16 protein-coding genes are annotated in these 16,475 nt (G+C 61.1%); 8 read left to right on the plus strand and 8 right to left on the minus strand.

Going from position 1 to position 16,475, the window contains the following annotated elements; translation table 11 throughout:
- Nucleotides 1-39: 39 nt before the first annotated feature.
- From aceF to LCH97_RS11845, 4 genes are all read right to left on the minus strand, one after another.
- Nucleotides 40-1,704 (minus strand): dihydrolipoyllysine-residue acetyltransferase, encoded by a 1,665-nt coding sequence (gene aceF, locus LCH97_RS11830; RefSeq protein ID WP_227301865.1) that lies wholly within the window; start codon nucleotides 1,702-1,704, stop codon nucleotides 40-42.
- Between the two features lie 111 nt (nucleotides 1,705-1,815).
- Entirely contained in the window at nucleotides 1,816-4,479 is a 2,664-nt protein-coding gene (gene aceE / locus LCH97_RS11835) for a pyruvate dehydrogenase (acetyl-transferring), homodimeric type (protein ID WP_227301866.1), read from the minus strand.
- Between the two features lie 379 nt (nucleotides 4,480-4,858).
- Nucleotides 4,859-6,298 (minus strand): M48 family metallopeptidase, encoded by a 1,440-nt coding sequence (locus LCH97_RS11840; protein WP_227301867.1) that lies wholly within the window; start codon nucleotides 6,296-6,298, stop codon nucleotides 4,859-4,861.
- A 140-nt stretch (nucleotides 6,299-6,438) separates the two neighbouring features.
- Entirely contained in the window at nucleotides 6,439-6,777 is a 339-nt protein-coding gene (locus tag LCH97_RS11845) for a helix-turn-helix transcriptional regulator (protein ID WP_227301868.1), read from the minus strand.
- A 380-nt stretch (nucleotides 6,778-7,157) separates the two neighbouring features.
- On the opposite strand from LCH97_RS11845, the gene LCH97_RS11850 reads away from it, so the two are divergent.
- The 6 genes from LCH97_RS11850 (at nucleotide 7,158) to rlmH (ending at nucleotide 11,036) form a co-directional block, all read left to right on the plus strand.
- The gene (locus LCH97_RS11850) at nucleotides 7,158-8,150 is read left to right on the plus strand and encodes a DUF2804 domain-containing protein (RefSeq protein ID WP_227301869.1); all 993 of its coding nucleotides are present in this window, start codon (nucleotides 7,158-7,160) and stop codon (nucleotides 8,148-8,150) included.
- On the plus strand, nucleotides 8,144-8,581 hold the full coding sequence (locus tag LCH97_RS11855) for a GNAT family N-acetyltransferase (protein ID WP_227301870.1): 438 nt from the start codon (nucleotides 8,144-8,146) through the stop codon (nucleotides 8,579-8,581). Before LCH97_RS11850 ends, LCH97_RS11855 begins: the two co-directional genes overlap by 7 nt.
- 209 nt (nucleotides 8,582-8,790) lie before the next feature.
- Nucleotides 8,791-9,354 (plus strand): carbonic anhydrase, encoded by a 564-nt coding sequence (locus LCH97_RS11860; protein WP_227301871.1) that lies wholly within the window; start codon nucleotides 8,791-8,793, stop codon nucleotides 9,352-9,354.
- Nucleotides 9,338-9,997 carry a nicotinate-nucleotide adenylyltransferase gene (nadD, locus tag LCH97_RS11865; RefSeq protein WP_227301872.1) on the plus strand — a complete coding sequence of 220 codons (660 nt, stop codon included), beginning with the start codon at nucleotides 9,338-9,340 and terminating at the stop codon, nucleotides 9,995-9,997. Before LCH97_RS11860 ends, nadD begins: the two co-directional genes overlap by 17 nt.
- Before the next feature lie 122 nt (nucleotides 9,998-10,119).
- A complete protein-coding gene (rsfS, locus tag LCH97_RS11870) occupies nucleotides 10,120-10,491 on the plus strand; it encodes a ribosome silencing factor (protein ID WP_017507585.1) in 372 nt (123 codons plus the stop codon).
- Between the two features lie 74 nt (nucleotides 10,492-10,565).
- A complete protein-coding gene (gene rlmH / locus LCH97_RS11875) occupies nucleotides 10,566-11,036 on the plus strand; it encodes a 23S rRNA (pseudouridine(1915)-N(3))-methyltransferase RlmH (protein ID WP_227301873.1) in 471 nt (156 codons plus the stop codon).
- A gap of 177 nt (nucleotides 11,037-11,213) precedes the next feature.
- Here the strand turns inward: rlmH and LCH97_RS11880 are convergent, their stop codons facing one another.
- The gene (locus tag LCH97_RS11880) at nucleotides 11,214-12,995 is read right to left on the minus strand and encodes a hypothetical protein (RefSeq protein WP_227301874.1); all 1,782 of its coding nucleotides are present in this window, start codon (nucleotides 12,993-12,995) and stop codon (nucleotides 11,214-11,216) included.
- A gap of 418 nt (nucleotides 12,996-13,413) precedes the next feature.
- Between LCH97_RS11880 and LCH97_RS11885 the strand changes: the two genes are divergently transcribed.
- Entirely contained in the window at nucleotides 13,414-13,926 is a 513-nt protein-coding gene (locus LCH97_RS11885; protein ID WP_227301875.1) for a YcnI family protein, read from the plus strand.
- A gap of 15 nt (nucleotides 13,927-13,941) precedes the next feature.
- Here LCH97_RS11885 and LCH97_RS11890 read toward each other — a convergent pair whose 3' ends face one another.
- Nucleotides 13,942-14,121, minus strand: coding sequence for a hypothetical protein (locus tag LCH97_RS11890; protein WP_227301876.1), 180 nt, complete (start codon nucleotides 14,119-14,121; stop codon nucleotides 13,942-13,944).
- 36 nt (nucleotides 14,122-14,157) lie between these two features.
- Here LCH97_RS11890 and LCH97_RS11895 point away from each other — a divergent pair, with 36 nt between their 5' ends.
- Complete coding sequence (locus LCH97_RS11895) at nucleotides 14,158-14,877, plus strand: lytic transglycosylase domain-containing protein (protein ID WP_227301877.1); 720 nt, start codon at nucleotides 14,158-14,160, stop codon at nucleotides 14,875-14,877.
- 65 nt (nucleotides 14,878-14,942) lie between these two features.
- On the opposite strand, the gene holA is transcribed toward LCH97_RS11895, so the two are convergent.
- The gene (gene holA, locus LCH97_RS11900) at nucleotides 14,943-15,956 is read right to left on the minus strand and encodes a DNA polymerase III subunit delta (protein ID WP_227301878.1); all 1,014 of its coding nucleotides are present in this window, start codon (nucleotides 15,954-15,956) and stop codon (nucleotides 14,943-14,945) included.
- Nucleotides 15,937-16,464 carry an LPS assembly lipoprotein LptE gene (gene lptE / locus LCH97_RS11905; protein WP_227301879.1) on the minus strand — a complete coding sequence of 176 codons (528 nt, stop codon included), beginning with the start codon at nucleotides 16,462-16,464 and terminating at the stop codon, nucleotides 15,937-15,939. The genes holA and lptE overlap by 20 nt, the downstream gene beginning before the upstream one ends.
- Nucleotides 16,465-16,475 lie beyond the last annotated feature (11 nt).

Raw genomic sequence — 16,475 nt, forward strand, 5'->3', positions numbered from 1 at the left:
GCGGGCAGGTTGGACGCGGCCAACCTGCGCCAGGCATGATTACAGGATCAGGCGACGTACGTCGGACAGCAGCTTGCCCAGGTACACGGTGAAGCGGGCCGCAGCGGCGCCGTCGATCACGCGGTGGTCAAAGGACAGCGAGAGCGGGCACATCAGGCGCGGTGCGAACTCTTTACCGTTCCATACCGGCTTGATCTGCGACTTGCACACGCCCAGGATGGCCACTTCCGGCGCATTCACGATCGGGGTGAAGCTGGTGCCGCCAATGCCGCCCAAGGACGAGATGGTGAAGGTGGCACCCTGCATGTCGGTAGGCTTCAGCTTGCCGTCGCGCGCCAGCGCGGACAGCTCGGTGAGTTCCTTGGCGATCTGCTTGATGCCCTTCTGGTCCACGTTCTTGATCACCGGTACCACCAGGCCGTTCGGCGTGTCGGCGGCAAAGCCAATGTGGTAGTACTGCTTGAGCACCAGGTTGTCGCCGTCCAGCGAGCTGTTGAAGGCAGGGAAAGCCTTCAGCGCTTCGGCGGCGGCCTTGATGATGAAGGCCAGCGGGCTGATCTTCAGGCCGGACTTTTCCCACTCTTTGCCGATGGTCTTGCGGAAGTCTTCCAGCTCGGTGATGTCGCACTCGTCATTGAATGTAACGTGCGGGATCATCACCCAGTTGCGGCTGAGGTTGGCGCCAGAAATCTTCTGGATGCGCGACAGCGGCTTGGTTTCGATCGGGCCGAACTTGGCAAAGTCCACCTTCGGCCACGGCAGCAGGTCCAGACCCACGCCGCTGCCTGCCGGTGCGGCAGCAGCCGGTGCCAGCGCAGCCGGGTTCTGCAGCACGGCTTTCACGAAGCCCTTCACGTCGTCTTCGACGATACGGCCTTTGCGGCCGGAGCCCTTCACCTTGGACAGGTCCACGCCCAGCTCGCGCGCCAGTTTGCGTACCGACGGGCCGGCGTGCGACTTGGCAAAACCGGCTTCGTTGAACGCAGCAGCCACAGCAGCGGCTACCGGAGCCACCACAGGTGCAGCAGCCGGGGCGGCTACGGCGGCTGGCGCGGCTGGGGCGGCTGGCGCGGCAGCAGGCGCCGGGGCGGCAGCAGCCGGTGCAGCAGCAGCGCCGGCACCTTCTACCACCACGATCAGGTCGCCTTCGCTGGCCTTGTCGCCTACTTTTACTTTCACTTCTACCACACGGCCTGCGGCGGTAGCCGGCACTTCCATGGTGGCTTTGTCGGTTTCCAGGGTGATCAGGCTGTCGTCTACCTTGATCTCGTCACCCACTTTGACCGATACCTCGATCACGTCCACGCCGCTGTGGCCGCCGATATCCGGGATACGGATCTCGCTGCGGCCAACGTTGGCTGCAGCGGCAGGGGCTGCAGCAGGAGCGGGTGCGGCTACCGGGGCCGGCGCAGCCGCAACAGGGGCAGCTACGGCAGCAGCCGGGGCCGGGGCTGCAGCGCTGGCGCCCACTTCGATAATGGCGATCACGTCGCCTTCGGAGATCTTGCCACCCAGTACGGCGCGCACTTCTTTCACCACGCCGGCGGTTTCGGCCGGTACTTCCATGGTGGCTTTATCGGTTTCCAGCGTGATCAGGCTGTCGTCTACGGCAACGGTCTGGCCCGGCTGGATGAATACTTCGATCACGTCTACATTGCTGTGCCCACCAATGTCGGGCACTTTCAGTTCGATCAGATTGCTCATGGCTTTATCCACATCGTGGGGCAGCGGGCGGGTAAACGCCGGCTGCCACTATTCGGCTTGTGCAGGGCGCGCCGTGCGGCGCGCCCTTCCCCAAGGTTGGCCGCAGGCGGCTTATACCTTCCAGCTCGGCAGCTTGTTCACGTTGATGCCGTACTTGGTGATGGCTTCCTGTACGCGGGCGGCGTCGATCTTGCCTTCGCGTGCCAGCGCCGACAGGGCGGCTACCACCACGTAGTAACGGTTCACTTCGAAGAACTCGCGCAGCTTGGCGCGGCTGTCGGAGCGGCCATAACCATCAGTACCCAGTACCACGTAGCGGCCTGGTACGTATTCGCGGATCTGGTCGGCGTAGTTGCGGATGTAGTCGGTAGAAGCCACTACCGGGCCGGTACGGCCTGCCAGCTGCTGTTCTACGTAGGACAGGCGCTGTTCGCCCAGCGGGTTCAGCAGGTTGTGGCGGGCGGCTTCCATGCCGTCGCGACGCAGCTCGTTGAACGAGGTCACGCTCCAGATGTCGGACGCGATGCCGAAGTCGTTGCGCAGCAGGTCGGCCGCGGCGATCACTTCGCGCAGGATGGTACCGGAGCCCATCAGCTGCACTTTCACCTCGGCGTCGCCGCCGTCCTTGAACAGGTACATCCCCTTCAGGATGCCGTCTTCGGCGCCCTGCGGCATGGCCGGGTGGGTGTAGTTCTCGTTCATCAGGGTGATGTAATAGAACACGTCCTGCTGTTCTACATACATGCGGCGCAGGCCATCCTGCAGGATCACGGCCAGCTCGTAGGCGAAGGTCGGGTCGTAGCTGATGCAGTTCGGGATCAGGCCGGCCTGGATGTGGCTGTGGCCGTCTTCGTGCTGCAGGCCTTCACCGTTCAGGGTGGTACGGCCGGCGGTGCCGCCCAGCATGAAGCCGCGTGCGCGCATGTCGCCCGCAGCCCAGGCCAGATCGCCAATGCGCTGGAAGCCGAACATGGAGTAGTAGATGTAGAACGGAATCATCGGGATGCCGTGGTTGGCGTAGCTGGTGGCTGCCGCAATCCACGAGGACATCGCGCCCGGCTCGTTGATGCCTTCCTGCAGCATCTGGCCGTCTTTGGATTCCTTGTAGAACATCAGCTGGTCGGCATCCTGCGGTACGTAGTTCTGGCCCTGGGTGGACCAGATGCCGTACTGGCGGAACATGCCTTCCATACCGAAGGTGCGGGACTCGTCCGGCACGATAGGTACGATCTGTTTACCGATGTTCTTGTCTTTCAGCAGGATGCCCAGCTGACGCACAAACGCCATGGTGGTGGAAAACTCGCGCTCGCCGGAATCGCTGAACTGGCTGTCGAACACGTGCAGGCCAGGTACGGCCAGCGGGGTTTTCACCGGTTTGCGGGCTGGCAGGTAGCCACCCAGCGCGGCACGGCGCTCGCGCATGTACTGCATTTCCGGGCTGTCTTCCGCAGGCTTGTAGTACGGTACTTTTTCCAGGTCTTCGTCGGACACCGGAATGGCAAAGCGGTCGCGGAACTTGCGCAGGTTTTCCAGCGCCATTTTCTTGGCCTGGTGCGCCACGTTTTGCGCTTCGCCGCTGGAACCCATGCCGTAACCTTTGATGGTCTTGGCCAGGATCACGGTCGGGCGGCCGTTGGCATTGTGGGTGGCTTCGTGGTACGCCGCGTACACCTTGTGCGGGTCGTGGCCGCCGCGGTTGAGGTTGAAGATCTCCTCGTCCGACATATTGGCCACCATCTCGCGCAGCTCCGGATATTTACCGAAGAAGTGCTCGCGAACATAGGCGCCGTCTTTGGACTTGAAGGTCTGGTAGTCGCCGTCCACGCACTCGTCCATGCGCTTTTTCAGCAGGCCTTTGGTGTCCATGGCCAGCAGCGGGTCCCAGCGCGAGCCCCAGATCACTTTCAGCACGTTCCAGCCGGAACCGCGGAAGTCGCCTTCCAGTTCCTGGATGATCTTGCCGTTACCGCGTACCGGGCCGTCCAGACGCTGCAGGTTGCAGTTGATCACGAATACCAGGTTGTCCAGGCCTTCGCGGGCAGCCAGGGCGATCGCGCCCAGGGATTCCGGCTCGTCCATCTCGCCGTCGCCGCAGAAGCACCACACTTTACGGCCAGGGGTCTTGGCCAGGCCGCGGCTTTCCAGGTACTTCAGGAAGCGTGCCTGGTAGATAGCCATCAACGGGCCCAGACCCATGGATACGGTAGGGAACTGCCAGAAGTCTTCCATCAGCCACGGGTGCGGGTAGGACGACAGGCCACCGCCGTCCACTTCCTGGCGGAAGCTGTCCAGCTGCTCTTCGTTCAGGCGGCCTTCCAGATAGGCACGGGCGTACACGCCCGGGGAAATATGGCCCTGGAAGTACACCAGATCGCCTTCTTGCTCGTCGTTATGGGCGCGCCAGAAGTGGTTGAAACCTACGTCGTACAGGGTGGCAGACGACTGGAAGGAGGCGATGTGGCCACCCAGCTCCAGGTCTTTCTTGCCGGCACGCAGCACCAGGGCCATGGCGTTCCAGCGGTTGATCGAGCGGATGCGGTGCTCCATCTCGTGGTTGCCCGGCGACTTTTGCTCTTTGCCTACCGGGATGGTGTTCTGATAAGCCGTAGTGGCTTCGAATGGCAGGTGGGCGCCGCGACGACGGGTACGCTCAACCATTTTTTCCAGCAGGAAATGGGCGCGTTCAGCGCCATCGCTGTCCAGTACGGACTCCAGCGCATCGGTCCACTCATGGGTTTCAATCGGGTCGATATCGTCAGGGTAGATTGCTGCCATCTCACATCCTCACATTATTGTTAGGGGCATCTTGTGGCGACGCCCTGCATGTCGTTTCAGCCCCGGGTAGAGGCCGCTTCAGGTCAACACGGATTATAAGCGAACATTTTCGCAAATAAAATTTGCGGAAACGAAAACTTTCTTACACGGTGCAGAGTGTAAATCCTGCCTGTGATCGGGCGGAATAGGCTATTGGGGTTTTCACTCAAAACCAGCTTTAAAATCAGGGATATTGCGCCGCATCATGTTGTATTTTTGCGATTGCGCTGTGCCATTGTCATGTTGTCACAACACTACGCCCGGCGCAGCTGGCAAGCTTTTGCCCGGTATAGCGCACCCCGCGCCAAAATGGCAGGGCAAAGACGGCTCCACCGTGCACTCAAGGGCTGGTTTTGAGCAGGGTGTCGAGCTCGCGCAGCCGCGCTTCAATCGATGAACGCAAATAGAAGTCTTCACCGCGTGCGCGGCTGGCCAGCTGGTACTGCACGCGTGCGGAATCGAACTTTTGTTCGAAAAAGAACGCATTGCCCAGCGCGGCATGGTAGCGCAAGGCGTCGGCCTCGCCGTAGCTGCGTGCCGACAGCCGCCACAGCTGGGCGTCGTCACCGTAGCGCAGCAGCGCCGCGTCTATGGCCTGACGCGCGTCGCTACTGCGACCGGCCTGCAACAGGGTGTCGATCTCGGCCAGACGCAAGGCACGGCGGGCCGGCCAGGTTTGCAAGGCTTGATGATAGGTCTGGATGGCCGCCGGCAGGTTGGCCGCAGCGCGCTGGATATCCCCTTCCAGCAACAAGACAGACGGGTGGCTACCCAGCTGTTGGCGTACCGCAGGCAGCAATGCCTGGGCTGCAGCAGTCTGGCCCTGCGCCAGCAGGGCACGTGCCTGCCCGTACAGTGCCGCGCCGCGGTTCAGATAACGGCCGCTGGCCAATGCCGTCTGGTAGTACGCCAAGGCATCCTGCGCACCCAGCGTCACGATGCGCAGCTTTTCGCGCATCAGCACAAAGTCTGTACTGTTGGCACGCATCTTCACCGGGTAACTTTGCGCGCGGCCCTGGCCCTCGCTAATGCGCTCGCCAGTGAGCGGGTGCGTGCGCAAAAAGCCTAACGCGTTGTTGTCGTTGTGACGCTGCTCCTGCTGCAGTCGCTCGAAAAACGCCGGCATGGCGCGCGGGTCGAAACCGGCCGCGGCCAGATACTGCATGCCCAGCCGGTCAGCTTCGCGTTCGAAATCGCGGCTATAGGCCAGCTGGCGGCTGATAGACAGGCCCACACCGGCGTTCAGCGCGCCAAACGTGGCATCACCATTACTGCTGCGCGAGGCCGCCAAAGCACCAGCCAGCACGGCGGCCAACAGCCACAGCTGGTTCTTGCCCTGGTTCTCCTGCATGCGCGCCAGATGGCGTTGGGTTACGTGGGCAATTTCATGCGCCAATACCGAAGCGAGCTCCCCTTCGCTCTGCGCCACCATCAGCAGGCCACTGTGTACACCGATCACCCCGCCGGGCAGGGCAAAAGCGTTGATACTGCGATCGTTCACGGTAAAAAAGCTGAAGCGCAGCAAAGGCGCCTGTGCCGTGGCTGCCAGATTTCCGCCCAGGTCGGCCAGATAGTCGCCGACTTCAGCGTCATCTATCACGTCGCCATCGTCACGCAGGCTACGCAGGATATCGCGGCCGATACGGTTTTCTTCGGCCTGGGGCAAGGCAGACTCGGCAACCGTACCCAGATTGGGCAGGTCATGGGCGGTACTGGGGGCGGCTGGCCAGATCAGAGCCAGTGAGGTCGCCAGGGCGACAAGACGGGGGCGCAAGGTCATGCCGCTATGATAGGGCCCCTGCGGCAAAAGTTGCACGCAAGATAAACAGCCCGATGGCGCTACCCATGCAAAACGCCAGCCCGGACAAGGCTGGCGTACAGAGGGCATATGCGGCGTACCAGAACTGGATTGCCTGGCTGCTAGGCGGCGGAGGGGGGCAGCTCGCAGACCGGGTTGTCCTGCTGGGCACCACAATACAAGCCGTAGAGTGTTTCCAGAATGGCCATGGCCTCCTGGCTGGCCACGCGGTAGTAGATCCATTTGCCTTCACGCCGCGTGCTGACCAGCGCTTCGTTACGCAGCACGCCCAGCTGCTGCGACAGGGTAGGCTGGCGGATACCGGTGAGCTTTTCCAGCTCGGATACCGTGCGCTCGCCGGCTACCAGTTGGCACAACAGCAGCAGCCGGTCCTGGTTTGCCAGGCTTTTTAGCAGGCTGGCGGCACGGTTTGCGTTATCGTGCAACACAGTCAAATCCATGTGATGACCCTCTAATGTCTGTTTTTGTCGTTCTGACGGAACGCAAATATTATTTATTTATTGATAGTGTAAAAGAAGCCGCTTGCCAACACTATCGCCTGCTGCTGCACCTGGCCGCGCGGTACAGCAGCAAGTCTGGCCACAATGTAACAAATTATGGCAAAGCGCCACACCTGACATGTGCACAACACTGCCCGGCACCTGCGCCAGCGGTCAGGCTCCGTGTCGCAAGCGGGCAACACCTCTGGCGCCAGGCCACCACATACTGCCGCCATCTTGCGCGCTTTGGCGGCCAACATGCTGCCATCGCGCGCAGCAGGCGCAATGTGCGCTAGACTCGGGTGTCCTCTTACACATGGGCGGCAGTCCGCCCCGGCCTGATGGCAACCAGCTCACTTCCCCCTGCGCCGGCACGCCTGGTACACGAACGCGGCATACCGGCTTTTGGTACTTACCAGGGCATTGTCAAGCAGCTTGGCTGGCAAGCTTTACGCATGCCGCCCCTCCGGCAGCTGCTACGCCCGCTACACCACAAGCGCTGGCAATACGCCGCCTTGGCCCACGAGCATTACTTTATCGGTGTGGCCGTGGTGGATGTAGGCTGGATCAGCAGCGCCTTCGCCTACCTGTTTGACCGCCGCCAGCGCACGCTGCTGGCCAGCTTTAGTTCCGATGGCTTGCCGCTGCTGGCTACGCAAATGGAAAACCGCGCCTTTGGCGATGCCACCTTCCAGCGCGGCAAACAGCGCATCGCCTTTCGCCGCGCCGATAACCGCCTCGAGCTCACCATCAATACCGATGCGCTCAAGTTGGCCGCACACATTGCCCTGCCCGACCCGGCGCAGACGCTGGCCGTGATCGCCCCGGCCAACTGGCAAGCCCACGCCACCCACAAAAGCAGCGCCCTAGCGGTAAGCGGCTTTGCCGAGTGCGCAAGCCAGCGCTTCTCGCTGGACGGTGCCGTCGCCAGCCTGGACGCCTCGAACGGCCTGCTGGCTCGCGAAACCAGCTGGCGCTGGGCCAGCGCGCACAGCCCGACGCTAGGCTTTAACCTGCAAGCCGGCTATATGGGCGACGCGGAAAACGCCATCTGGCTGGATGGAGAACTACTGGCTGTCGGCCCCGCCCACTTTTGCTACGATGCGGCCAACCCGCTGGCACCGTGGCGCATCCATACCGAAGATGGCGCGGTAGACCTGCAGTTCTACCCCGAAGGTGCACGCGGCGAAAACAAAGACCTGTTCATTGCCGCCAGCCGCTATATCCAGCCCATCGGTACCTTTGAAGGTACCCTGATCCACCCCGAGAGCGGCCACGCCTATCCGGTGAGCCAGCTGGTGGGCGTTACCGAAGACCACTACGCCAAATGGTAAACCTGCGCCCCGCCCGCCCTGACGATATCGCCGCACTGGCCCCGCTATGCGGCGAGCTGGGCTACCCGGCCAGCGCCGGGCAGCTGGCCCCCAGGTTGGCCGCATTACTCGCCCAGCCTGCCACCCACCTGTTGCTGGTGGCCGAAAACGATAGCGGCCTGTGCGGCTGGATACACGGCTACATCCGCCCGCTACTGGAATCAGACCCGGCACTGGAAATAGGCGGGCTGGTGGTGGCAGAGCGTGCACGCGGCCAAGGCATTGGCGCCCAGCTGCTTACCGCGGCCGAAAGCTGGGCACGCCAGCAAGGCGTAGCACTGGTCTCGCTGCGCAGCCACGAACAGCGTACCGACGCGCACCGCTTTTACCAGCAGCAGGGCTACCACGTGGCCAAACGCCAGCTATGCCTGCGCAAGCGGCTGACACCATAAAACACCCTGCCCGTGGTAGCATGGCGCCCGCCAGATATAGAGCAAACATACCAACATCCCGTAGCGGCAGCCGCCATCCGCGGCCTGCCACGTGCTGCAACACGGCACCCCACCTGGCTGCCGTGGCGTGAACCAAGCCAGCTGTCCGGCCTGCCATGCGTCGCCTGCCCCGCGACGAGAGCCGGGTAACTGTCACACTGGAGACCCCGATGGGACTGCTGAATACCCTGCTGGAGCACAACCGTGCCTTCGTTGAAGCGCGCGAATACGAACAATTCGAAACCGACAAATTCCCCGATAAAAACCTGGCCGTACTGGCCTGCATGGATGCGCGCCTGGTAGAGCTGCTGCCCAAGGCCATGGGTCTGAAAAACGGCGACGCCAAGCTCATCAAAAACGCTGGCGCACTGGTCACCCACCAGTGGGGCTCGGTCATGCGCAGCCTGCTGGTAGCGGTATACGAGCTGCGCGCGGAAGAAATCTGCGTGGTTGCCCACCACGACTGCGGCATGCGCGCCATCGACCCGGCCCGTATTCTGGCCAATGCGCAAGAGCGCGGCGTCAGCGCCGACACCATCAACACCCTGCGCGGTGCCGGTATCGACCTGGACGGCTGGCTGAAAGGTTTTGACAACGTGCAGGACAGCGTACGCCACACCGTGCACACCATCCGCAACCACCCGCTGATGCCCAAAGACATCCCGGTACACGGCCTGGTGATCCACCCTGCCACCGGCCAGCTCGACCTGATTCTGGATGGCTACGCCAGCTAAGCACACCACATGCTGCGTGGGCGTGTTTGGCGGCACCTTCGACCCCATCCACGCCGCGCATCTGCGCATGGCTGACGCGTTCTGGCAGCAATGCGCGCTAACGCGCCTGCACCTGATCCCCGCCGGCCAACCCTACCACCGCCAGCAAGGCCCCGTCGCCAGCGCCACGCAGCGTCTGGCCATGGTGCAGCAGGCCATAGCCGGCCGGCCCGGCTGGCTGGCTGACGGGCGCGAAGTACAACGCGGCCGCCACGCCTATACCATTGAAACACTGGAAGAAATCCGCGCCGAGCTGCCGCCGGGCAGCACACTGTGGTTTCTGGTGGGCGGCGACTCGCTGGAAAAACTGCACACCTGGCACCGCTGGCACGCACTGCTGGACGTCGCCAACCTGGCAGTGGCCATCCGGCCGGGCTTCGACCCGGCCCGCCTGCACCCCGATATCGCCAGCCGCTGGCAGGCTGCGCAAGTATCTGATTTTTCAAACAGCGCGCCTTCCGGTACAATCCGCGCCCTGACCTTGCCACCCGTCCCCCTCTCTGCCACCGAACTGCGAGCCCGCCTCGCCAGTGGCAGCGACTGCAGCGGGCTGATTGCCAAGCCGGTACTGGCCTATATCCGCCAGCACCAGCTATACCGGTAGACGGTGGCAGGCTATTGATTGCACGTGCCGCCGTCCCGCGGCCGTTTGCTCTTTACGGGACCTCTGTTGGCACCGGACGCTGACGTGACATTACGTCCCCGACACACTACTCAAGGAATACCATGCAAGTTCAAGACATCGCCAAGCTGGCTGTAGAAGCCCTGGAAGACGTAAAAGGCAAAGATATCGTTGAGCTGGACACCACCCAGCTGACCTCGCTGTTTGCACGCCTGATCGTGTGCACCGGCGACTCCAACCGCCAGGTAAAAGCCCTGGCCAATAACGTGGCCGTGACCCTGAAAGAAAAAGGTATCGACCTGGTGGGTACCGAAGGCCACGAAAGCGGCGAATGGGTACTGGTAGACGCCGGCGACGTAGTGATCCACGTGATGCTGCCCGCCGTACGCGACTACTACGATATCGAAGCACTGTGGGGCGGCGAAAAGCCATCCTTCGTGCCGGTAGGCGGCCGCCCATGGAACGCTGCAGTCTAAGCTAAGCCCATGCAGTAAACCGTTGGCCGCAGCCCCGCAAGGCGCTGCGGCCAACCTTTTTTGGGGATGCACCCATGAAAATCACCCTGCTAGCCGTAGGCAGCAAGATGCCACGCTGGGTAGACGACGCCTTTGGCGACTACGCCAAACGCTTTGGCCGCGACATCCAGTTCGAGCTCAAAGAAATCAAGCCGGAAAAACGCGGCGGCGGCGTCACCGCCGAAAAAGGCATTGCCGCCGAACACGAACGCATCGTGGCCGCCATTCCGCCGCGCAGCAAGCTGGTCATCCTGGACGAACGCGGCAAAAACTGGACCTCGGTACAGCTGGCGGGCGCCATGAAAGAGTGGATGGCCGGCGGCGACGATATCTGCATCGTCATCGGCGGGGCCGACGGCCTGTCGCAAGCACTGAAAGCCCGTGCCGACATCATGCTGCAGCTATCTGCCATGACCCTGCCCCACGGCATGGTGCGCGTGCTGCTGGCCGAACAGCTGTACCGCGCCTACTCCATCCTGAATAACCACCCTTACCACAGGGAGTAGGTGATACAAGGCAGCATTGCGTCGTGTACTAAAGGTTTTGCTTACGAGGTCCTGCCAACTATTGCATCCAACCCGTGGCCAGTAGGTAGCCAGGGGTGCACATGAAAAAGCCCCGCCTACTGCGCGGGGCCAGGACACATCATGCCGGCAACAGCCGGGCAACCTCAGCGGGCTTGATCAATCAGGTAATGCAGGTAGTTGGTAATGCTGCCGGATCTTGGCAAACGCGGAAGCATTCATCCATACCCAATCGAAGCCAAGCGCTTGCCTGCGGGTACCTTGGTACACTTTTCCGTTATGCAGGGTATAAATCGGGTCGCGCCCCTGCTGGATACCCAAACGGGCTTTCAGGGCTTCAGGGACGGTGAGCGTCAACACGGGCACACCCGCCACGGTTTCTTCTTTCCAGCTACCCTCTTCAGCAAGTGTCGCTTGATACTGGACGCTGTAGCCACCACCCGGGTTAGCCGTCTTCTTGATCTGGTAGAAGGCAAGTTTGTTACCGTTAAATCCCATCACCAGATCACGCTTATCATCAAAGCTACTGAATGCCAGCCAGTTAAAACCGGTAACAGTCTGGCCATTCATAACGATACCCGAGAAACTCTGACGCAAGGCGGCAAATGAAGCGCAATCAGAACCGTTCCCTTGGCTATCATGACAACTCATCGGATTCCGGCCAGACATACTGTACTTGTACGCTACTTGCTTGGGCGACATGTACATCGGATAAGCGACGTCTTCTGCCGCAAAGCCGACTTTGGGAAACCAGGCTTGCGGCGAGACAGCACCCTTGGTCTTCATGACGTAACTCAGCTCGGTAGGCAACGCTACGCTCGGTTGCATCAATAGCGTGCTACTCGTATCCGGCTGGTAATCATAAAGCCAACCGTAACTGTCTGGCAGCCATCCCTTCGTAGTCAGGATCGAAGACTGATCTTCAATACGCCAGTTGGCCCACTTGCCCTGCGCGTCCAGGTTGGTGTTAAAGCAAGTGCTGGCCGTCTTGCCATTAGCCAACGGGTCGCGACAGACCGAGGCATAGCTACCGTCCACCGTCACGTCGAAGAAGGTTTGGCCGATCAGTTGGTTGATATTGAACGACGCCGATGGCGCTGCGGCAAGCTGCGCCTGTTTCGTCAGGTGATCCGTCGATTGCAAGTCTTGTAGCTGCGTTTTCAAGGTTGTACTCAACAGCGACTGTACTTTTGCCGGATCAATCTTCTGCCCGTCAGTCAGTGTCTCCAGGCTGGTGCCACTACCGAGCAAGGTACTGAGCATTTGTCGCGCGGCCATTACTTCCACACGCAACTGCTCTGCTGGTTTGACGATGCCTGGCTTGGCAACAAGCGTCGTGGAAACCGTTTTTTTGACTTCCCCAAGCAATACGGCGGTGGTCTGTGCCAACTTTTGCAACTTGGGATCCTTGGCTGCAACAAAGTCTGCTTGCTGGCCGAGCAGCGACGTGCCACTACCTAGCGCCAGCGTACCGATAATCTTGGTTTCTGCCTCTGCAGCTGTCAGCCCGTTGCTTAGCATGTCTTCCGAAACCAGAGTCGTCAGGGGTGAAACAACCTGGGGATGCGCTGCAGGTGCAAGCAGCTCGAAAGCAGCCTTGCCGGCTTCTTTCAGGGTTTTGCCGCCATCGTCAGCATCTTTGGCAGTGTCGGGAACCTGCACCAGCACATGAGCAGCTGCCAGGGCAGGCCCAGTCAACTTGTGGGTTATGCTGTAGTTACCGCTTGCGTCAGTCAATACCTTGTCGGTATCACAAACTTTATCCGCATTGGTATCCAGGCATACCTCGGCACCTTGCAGATACCCGTCCACTACCTTACCGCTCAAACTGACTGATCCAGTTTCCTGCGTCGCGGGACCGCCTACCACACCACCACCACCACCGCCACAAGCACTGAGGCCTGTTGCCACCGCTAGCGCCATCAACGTCATTCGAGTCATTTACTGGTCTCCTGCAATCAAAATTGCCAAAGTCATAAAATTGGGGTAGATACCGCTCATGGCAATTTAAGCCAAAAAGAATAAATTGTAATTTGATAAATGACAAATGCAATAAAAATGATCAACTCATCATACTGGACCAGTACAAACCGTATCCTGCCAGGCAAATGGCTCCGTGCGAACTTACGTATTTTGGTTAAGTAGAACCAGAAACTGCACTGAAATGCTGCCGCTAGGACTTAAACAGAGTAGCGCCACGTTGCAGCTATCCGCATGACTCTACTGGGCGATGGAGTGGGGCGCATTGCCACGCTGCATCGCTGTAACACAAGCAAACCTGCGACAATTTGCCGCATGGCCAGCCGGTACCATGCAGACTAGACTGCGACGCCAAACCGATCCGTTTGGAGCCCATTCAATGAAAATCCTGCTGCTTGGCGCCGCGCTGGCGTTCACCACCATGCCCGCCCTGGCCCACGTCACCCTGGAAACCCAGCAAGCCGTTGCCGGCAGCGGCTACAAGGCTGTGCTACGTGTGCCGCATGGCTGTGATGGCAGCCCCACCACCAGTATCCGCGTACTGCTGCCGGAAGGCTTCCGCCTGGCCAAACCCATGCCCAAGGCGGGCTGGCAGCTGAGCACGGTCAAGAAAACGGTGGAACCGTTCGACAACCACGGCACCACCGTGCGTGAAGATGTGAGTGAAATCGAATGGCGTGGCGGCAATCTGCCCGACGATTTCTACGACGAATTTGTTTTCCGTGGCACGCTGCCGGCCGGGGCAGGTGAAACCGCCTGGTTTAAAGTGGTACAAAAATGCACGAAGGGCGAGACTCGCTGGGATGAGATTCCAGCCGATGGCAAAGCGGCGGCCAAACCCGCGGCAGGGGTAAAACTGACCCCGCCCGCCAGCCCGGCGCATAGTCACTAAGCCAGCCTGATCCGGTCAAAAAAGGGTGCTTCGGCACCCTTTTGCCTTTTTTTTAGGCAAAAAAATTTTGCCCAGGCAACACCCCGCAAAGCCAGCTATAGCAGGCTTTAAGCCATAAGAATGCCCCTTAGCTACAGACCCTGTCTTTATAAATTCACCCAAAAACTGGAAATTCACCAAGATAATCAGTAACATGCATGTTCCGCCCGCAAGGGCATTGGTTCTTTACTCATGACTATACGACCGATACTGGCCGGGCTGATCGCCTTTGCCACCCTGCCTGCGGCCTATGCCGACAGCTGGAGTGATATCCAAACCGATCACGCTTTAGGCCTTTACCGCGAGCTGGATGACGCCATTGCGCCGGGCTTGGGTACCAAGCTAAACCCGGAGGCAGTACCGCCTTTCCGTAAGCCACCGGCCGTCAAAGCCATCAAAGCGCTCGATATCCCGGTAGTCAAAGCGCCATCTTTCGATGCGCGCCAGGCTGCCACTTTTAACAAACTGATCGCAAAAGTTGCCCGCGAGCAAAAAGTCGATCCCCAGCTGCTACACGCCATCATTGCGGTGGAATCCGGTTACGATCCGGAAGCCCTGTCGCCCAAGGGTGCGCAAGGCCTGATGCAGCTGATGCCGCAAACTGCTGCCCGTTTTGGCGCCAGTAACCCGGCAGACCCGCTGGACAATCTGCGAGCCGGTGCGCGCTACGTGCGCTTCCTGCTGACAGAGTTCAAGCACGATATGCCCCTGGTCATCGCCGCCTATAACGCCGGCGAGGGCAGTGTCAGCAAGTACCGCAACAGTATCCCGCCCTACCCGGAAACACGGATGTACGTGGCCAAGGTACTGGCTTCCTACGAGAAGCGCACAGGCCAGAGCCTGCTGCCTGCAAGCACCGCCACTGTAGGCGGCCGGGTACGCGTGACCTTCCCGGCGGATACACCGCTGTAAGCCAGCTTGCGCCCTGCGCAACAAAAAGGCCGGATCTTTCGATCCGGCCTTTTTATTTTCTCGCGCTAGCGTGCCGCCAGACTGGCGGCCAACCTTTTCAGGCTATGCCAGGCATCGCCCTGCTCTACCCCCTTGATCTGGCGGTCGATGCGCGCACAGGTGGCCAGCGCATCGGTCAGACGGCGCGGGCCGATACGCTGCACCGCCGGCGCTGCCAGCTTTTGCTTATCACCCCACAGGCGCAGCTCGCCCGCCATGTCGCGCACCTGGCGGCCATCTTTCAGGCCACGACCCAGCTTGATCAGCATGCGCACGTCTTCGGTAAACGACCACAACACCAGCACCGGCGCTTCGCCCTCGGCTTCCAGCCCGTCCAGCATTCGGGTCGCACGGGCGGCATCGCCAGCCAGCCAGCTTTCGGACAGGTGGAATACGTCAAAGCGCGCCACGTTGGCCACCGCATCGCGGATATCGGCCAAGCTCAGCTCGCCTTTGGGGTACAGCAGCGCCAGCTTGTCGATTTCCTGCTTGGCGGCCAGCAAGTTGCCTTCTACTCGATCGGCAAAGAACGCAGCGCTGTCGTGCGCCACGCTCTGCCCCTGCGCTTTCAGCCGGCGGCTGATCCAGGCGGGTAGCTCGTTGCGGCCAACCGGGCGCGCCTCTACCAGTACAGCGTGTTTTTCCAGCGCGGCAAACCACTTGGCTTTTTGCTGGGTCTTGTCCAGACGCGGCAGCTGGATCAGCGTGATGGTGTCCTGCGGCGGCTGCGCGGCCAACTGCTGTAGCGCCTCGGCACCTTCGACACCCGGTTTGCCACCCGGGATGCGGATTTCCAGCAGCTTGAGGCTGGCAAACAGCGACACGCTGCTCATGGCATCACGCAGGCGAGACCAGTCAAAATGGCCGCCCTCTACCGTCAGTACCTCGCGCTCCAGATAGCCTGCCTGGCGGGCGCTGGCGCGCAGGGTATCTGCCGCCTCCAGCGCCAGCAACGCCTCCTCGCCATACACCACATAAAGCGGTGCCAGCGGGCCGCGTGCCAGCTGCTCTTTCAGGGCATCAGGGCTGAGTGCTGGCATTGGCAGGCTTGGCAGGCGTCACCGCCGGCAGATAGGACAGGCGGCGCACCAGCTGCTCGGCGGCGTCGCGGCGCATATCGGCCCACAACAGGGCTTCTTCGCGCTCTTTGCCCAGTACCGCGGCATCGCTATAGCTCATCTCGCGGCGCACCACCACAGACATGGGCACAGGCGCGCTGTCAGTCAGGCGCTGTACGGTGGCGTTCACACGGTAGATCAGCAGGTATTCGTTGACCTTGCCACCACGGTTGATGGTGAGAATGTCCTTGCGGCTTTCTTCGTCTTCCACTCGCAGCGTGGCCTGTGCCGTACCCGTTTGCAAGGTCAGGCGGCCATCGCGTTGCAGCGCTGCGCGCAGGGCCTCATCCAGCGAGCCGGTGTTTTGCAGGTTCAGGCTGCTGAACGACAGCGGCCCCAGCGGGGCGGACATGCCGCGCAGATGAAAGCCGCAGCCCGCCAGCAGGCTGATACCCACGGCCAGAACAGCACAATGCAAAGTTCGCTTCATGGCGTGTTACC

The organism is Vogesella sp. XCS3, assembly GCF_020616155.1.
Taxonomy (GTDB): domain Bacteria; phylum Pseudomonadota; class Gammaproteobacteria; order Burkholderiales; family Chromobacteriaceae; genus Vogesella.

What these genes read in the sequence shown, in the direction of transcription:
- LCH97_RS11845 (WP_227301868.1), bottom strand. Translation starts at nt 6,777, where the DNA reads ATGGATTTGACTGTGTTGCACGATAACGCAAACCGTGCCGCCAGCCTG.
- holA (WP_227301878.1), bottom strand. Translation starts at nt 15,956, where the DNA reads ATGCCAGCACTCAGCCCTGATGCCCTGAAAGAGCAGCTGGCACGCGGC.
- LCH97_RS11860 (WP_227301871.1), top strand. Translation starts at nt 8,791, where the DNA reads ATGGGACTGCTGAATACCCTGCTGGAGCACAACCGTGCCTTCGTTGAA.
- LCH97_RS11890 (WP_227301876.1), bottom strand. Translation starts at nt 14,121, where the DNA reads ATGTTACTGATTATCTTGGTGAATTTCCAGTTTTTGGGTGAATTTATA.
- aceF (WP_227301865.1), bottom strand. Translation starts at nt 1,704, where the DNA reads ATGAGCAATCTGATCGAACTGAAAGTGCCCGACATTGGTGGGCACAGC.
- rlmH (WP_227301873.1), top strand. Translation starts at nt 10,566, where the DNA reads ATGAAAATCACCCTGCTAGCCGTAGGCAGCAAGATGCCACGCTGGGTA.
- LCH97_RS11895 (WP_227301877.1), top strand. Translation starts at nt 14,158, where the DNA reads ATGACTATACGACCGATACTGGCCGGGCTGATCGCCTTTGCCACCCTG.
- LCH97_RS11850 (WP_227301869.1), top strand. Translation starts at nt 7,158, where the DNA reads ATGGCAACCAGCTCACTTCCCCCTGCGCCGGCACGCCTGGTACACGAA.
- LCH97_RS11885 (WP_227301875.1), top strand. Translation starts at nt 13,414, where the DNA reads ATGAAAATCCTGCTGCTTGGCGCCGCGCTGGCGTTCACCACCATGCCC.
- LCH97_RS11880 (WP_227301874.1), bottom strand. Translation starts at nt 12,995, where the DNA reads ATGACTCGAATGACGTTGATGGCGCTAGCGGTGGCAACAGGCCTCAGT.
- nadD (WP_227301872.1), top strand. Translation starts at nt 9,338, where the DNA reads ATGGCTACGCCAGCTAAGCACACCACATGCTGCGTGGGCGTGTTTGGC.
- rsfS (WP_017507585.1), top strand. Translation starts at nt 10,120, where the DNA reads ATGCAAGTTCAAGACATCGCCAAGCTGGCTGTAGAAGCCCTGGAAGAC.
- lptE (WP_227301879.1), bottom strand. Translation starts at nt 16,464, where the DNA reads ATGAAGCGAACTTTGCATTGTGCTGTTCTGGCCGTGGGTATCAGCCTG.
- LCH97_RS11855 (WP_227301870.1), top strand. Translation starts at nt 8,144, where the DNA reads ATGGTAAACCTGCGCCCCGCCCGCCCTGACGATATCGCCGCACTGGCC.
- LCH97_RS11840 (WP_227301867.1), bottom strand. Translation starts at nt 6,298, where the DNA reads ATGACCTTGCGCCCCCGTCTTGTCGCCCTGGCGACCTCACTGGCTCTG.
- aceE (WP_227301866.1), bottom strand. Translation starts at nt 4,479, where the DNA reads ATGGCAGCAATCTACCCTGACGATATCGACCCGATTGAAACCCATGAG.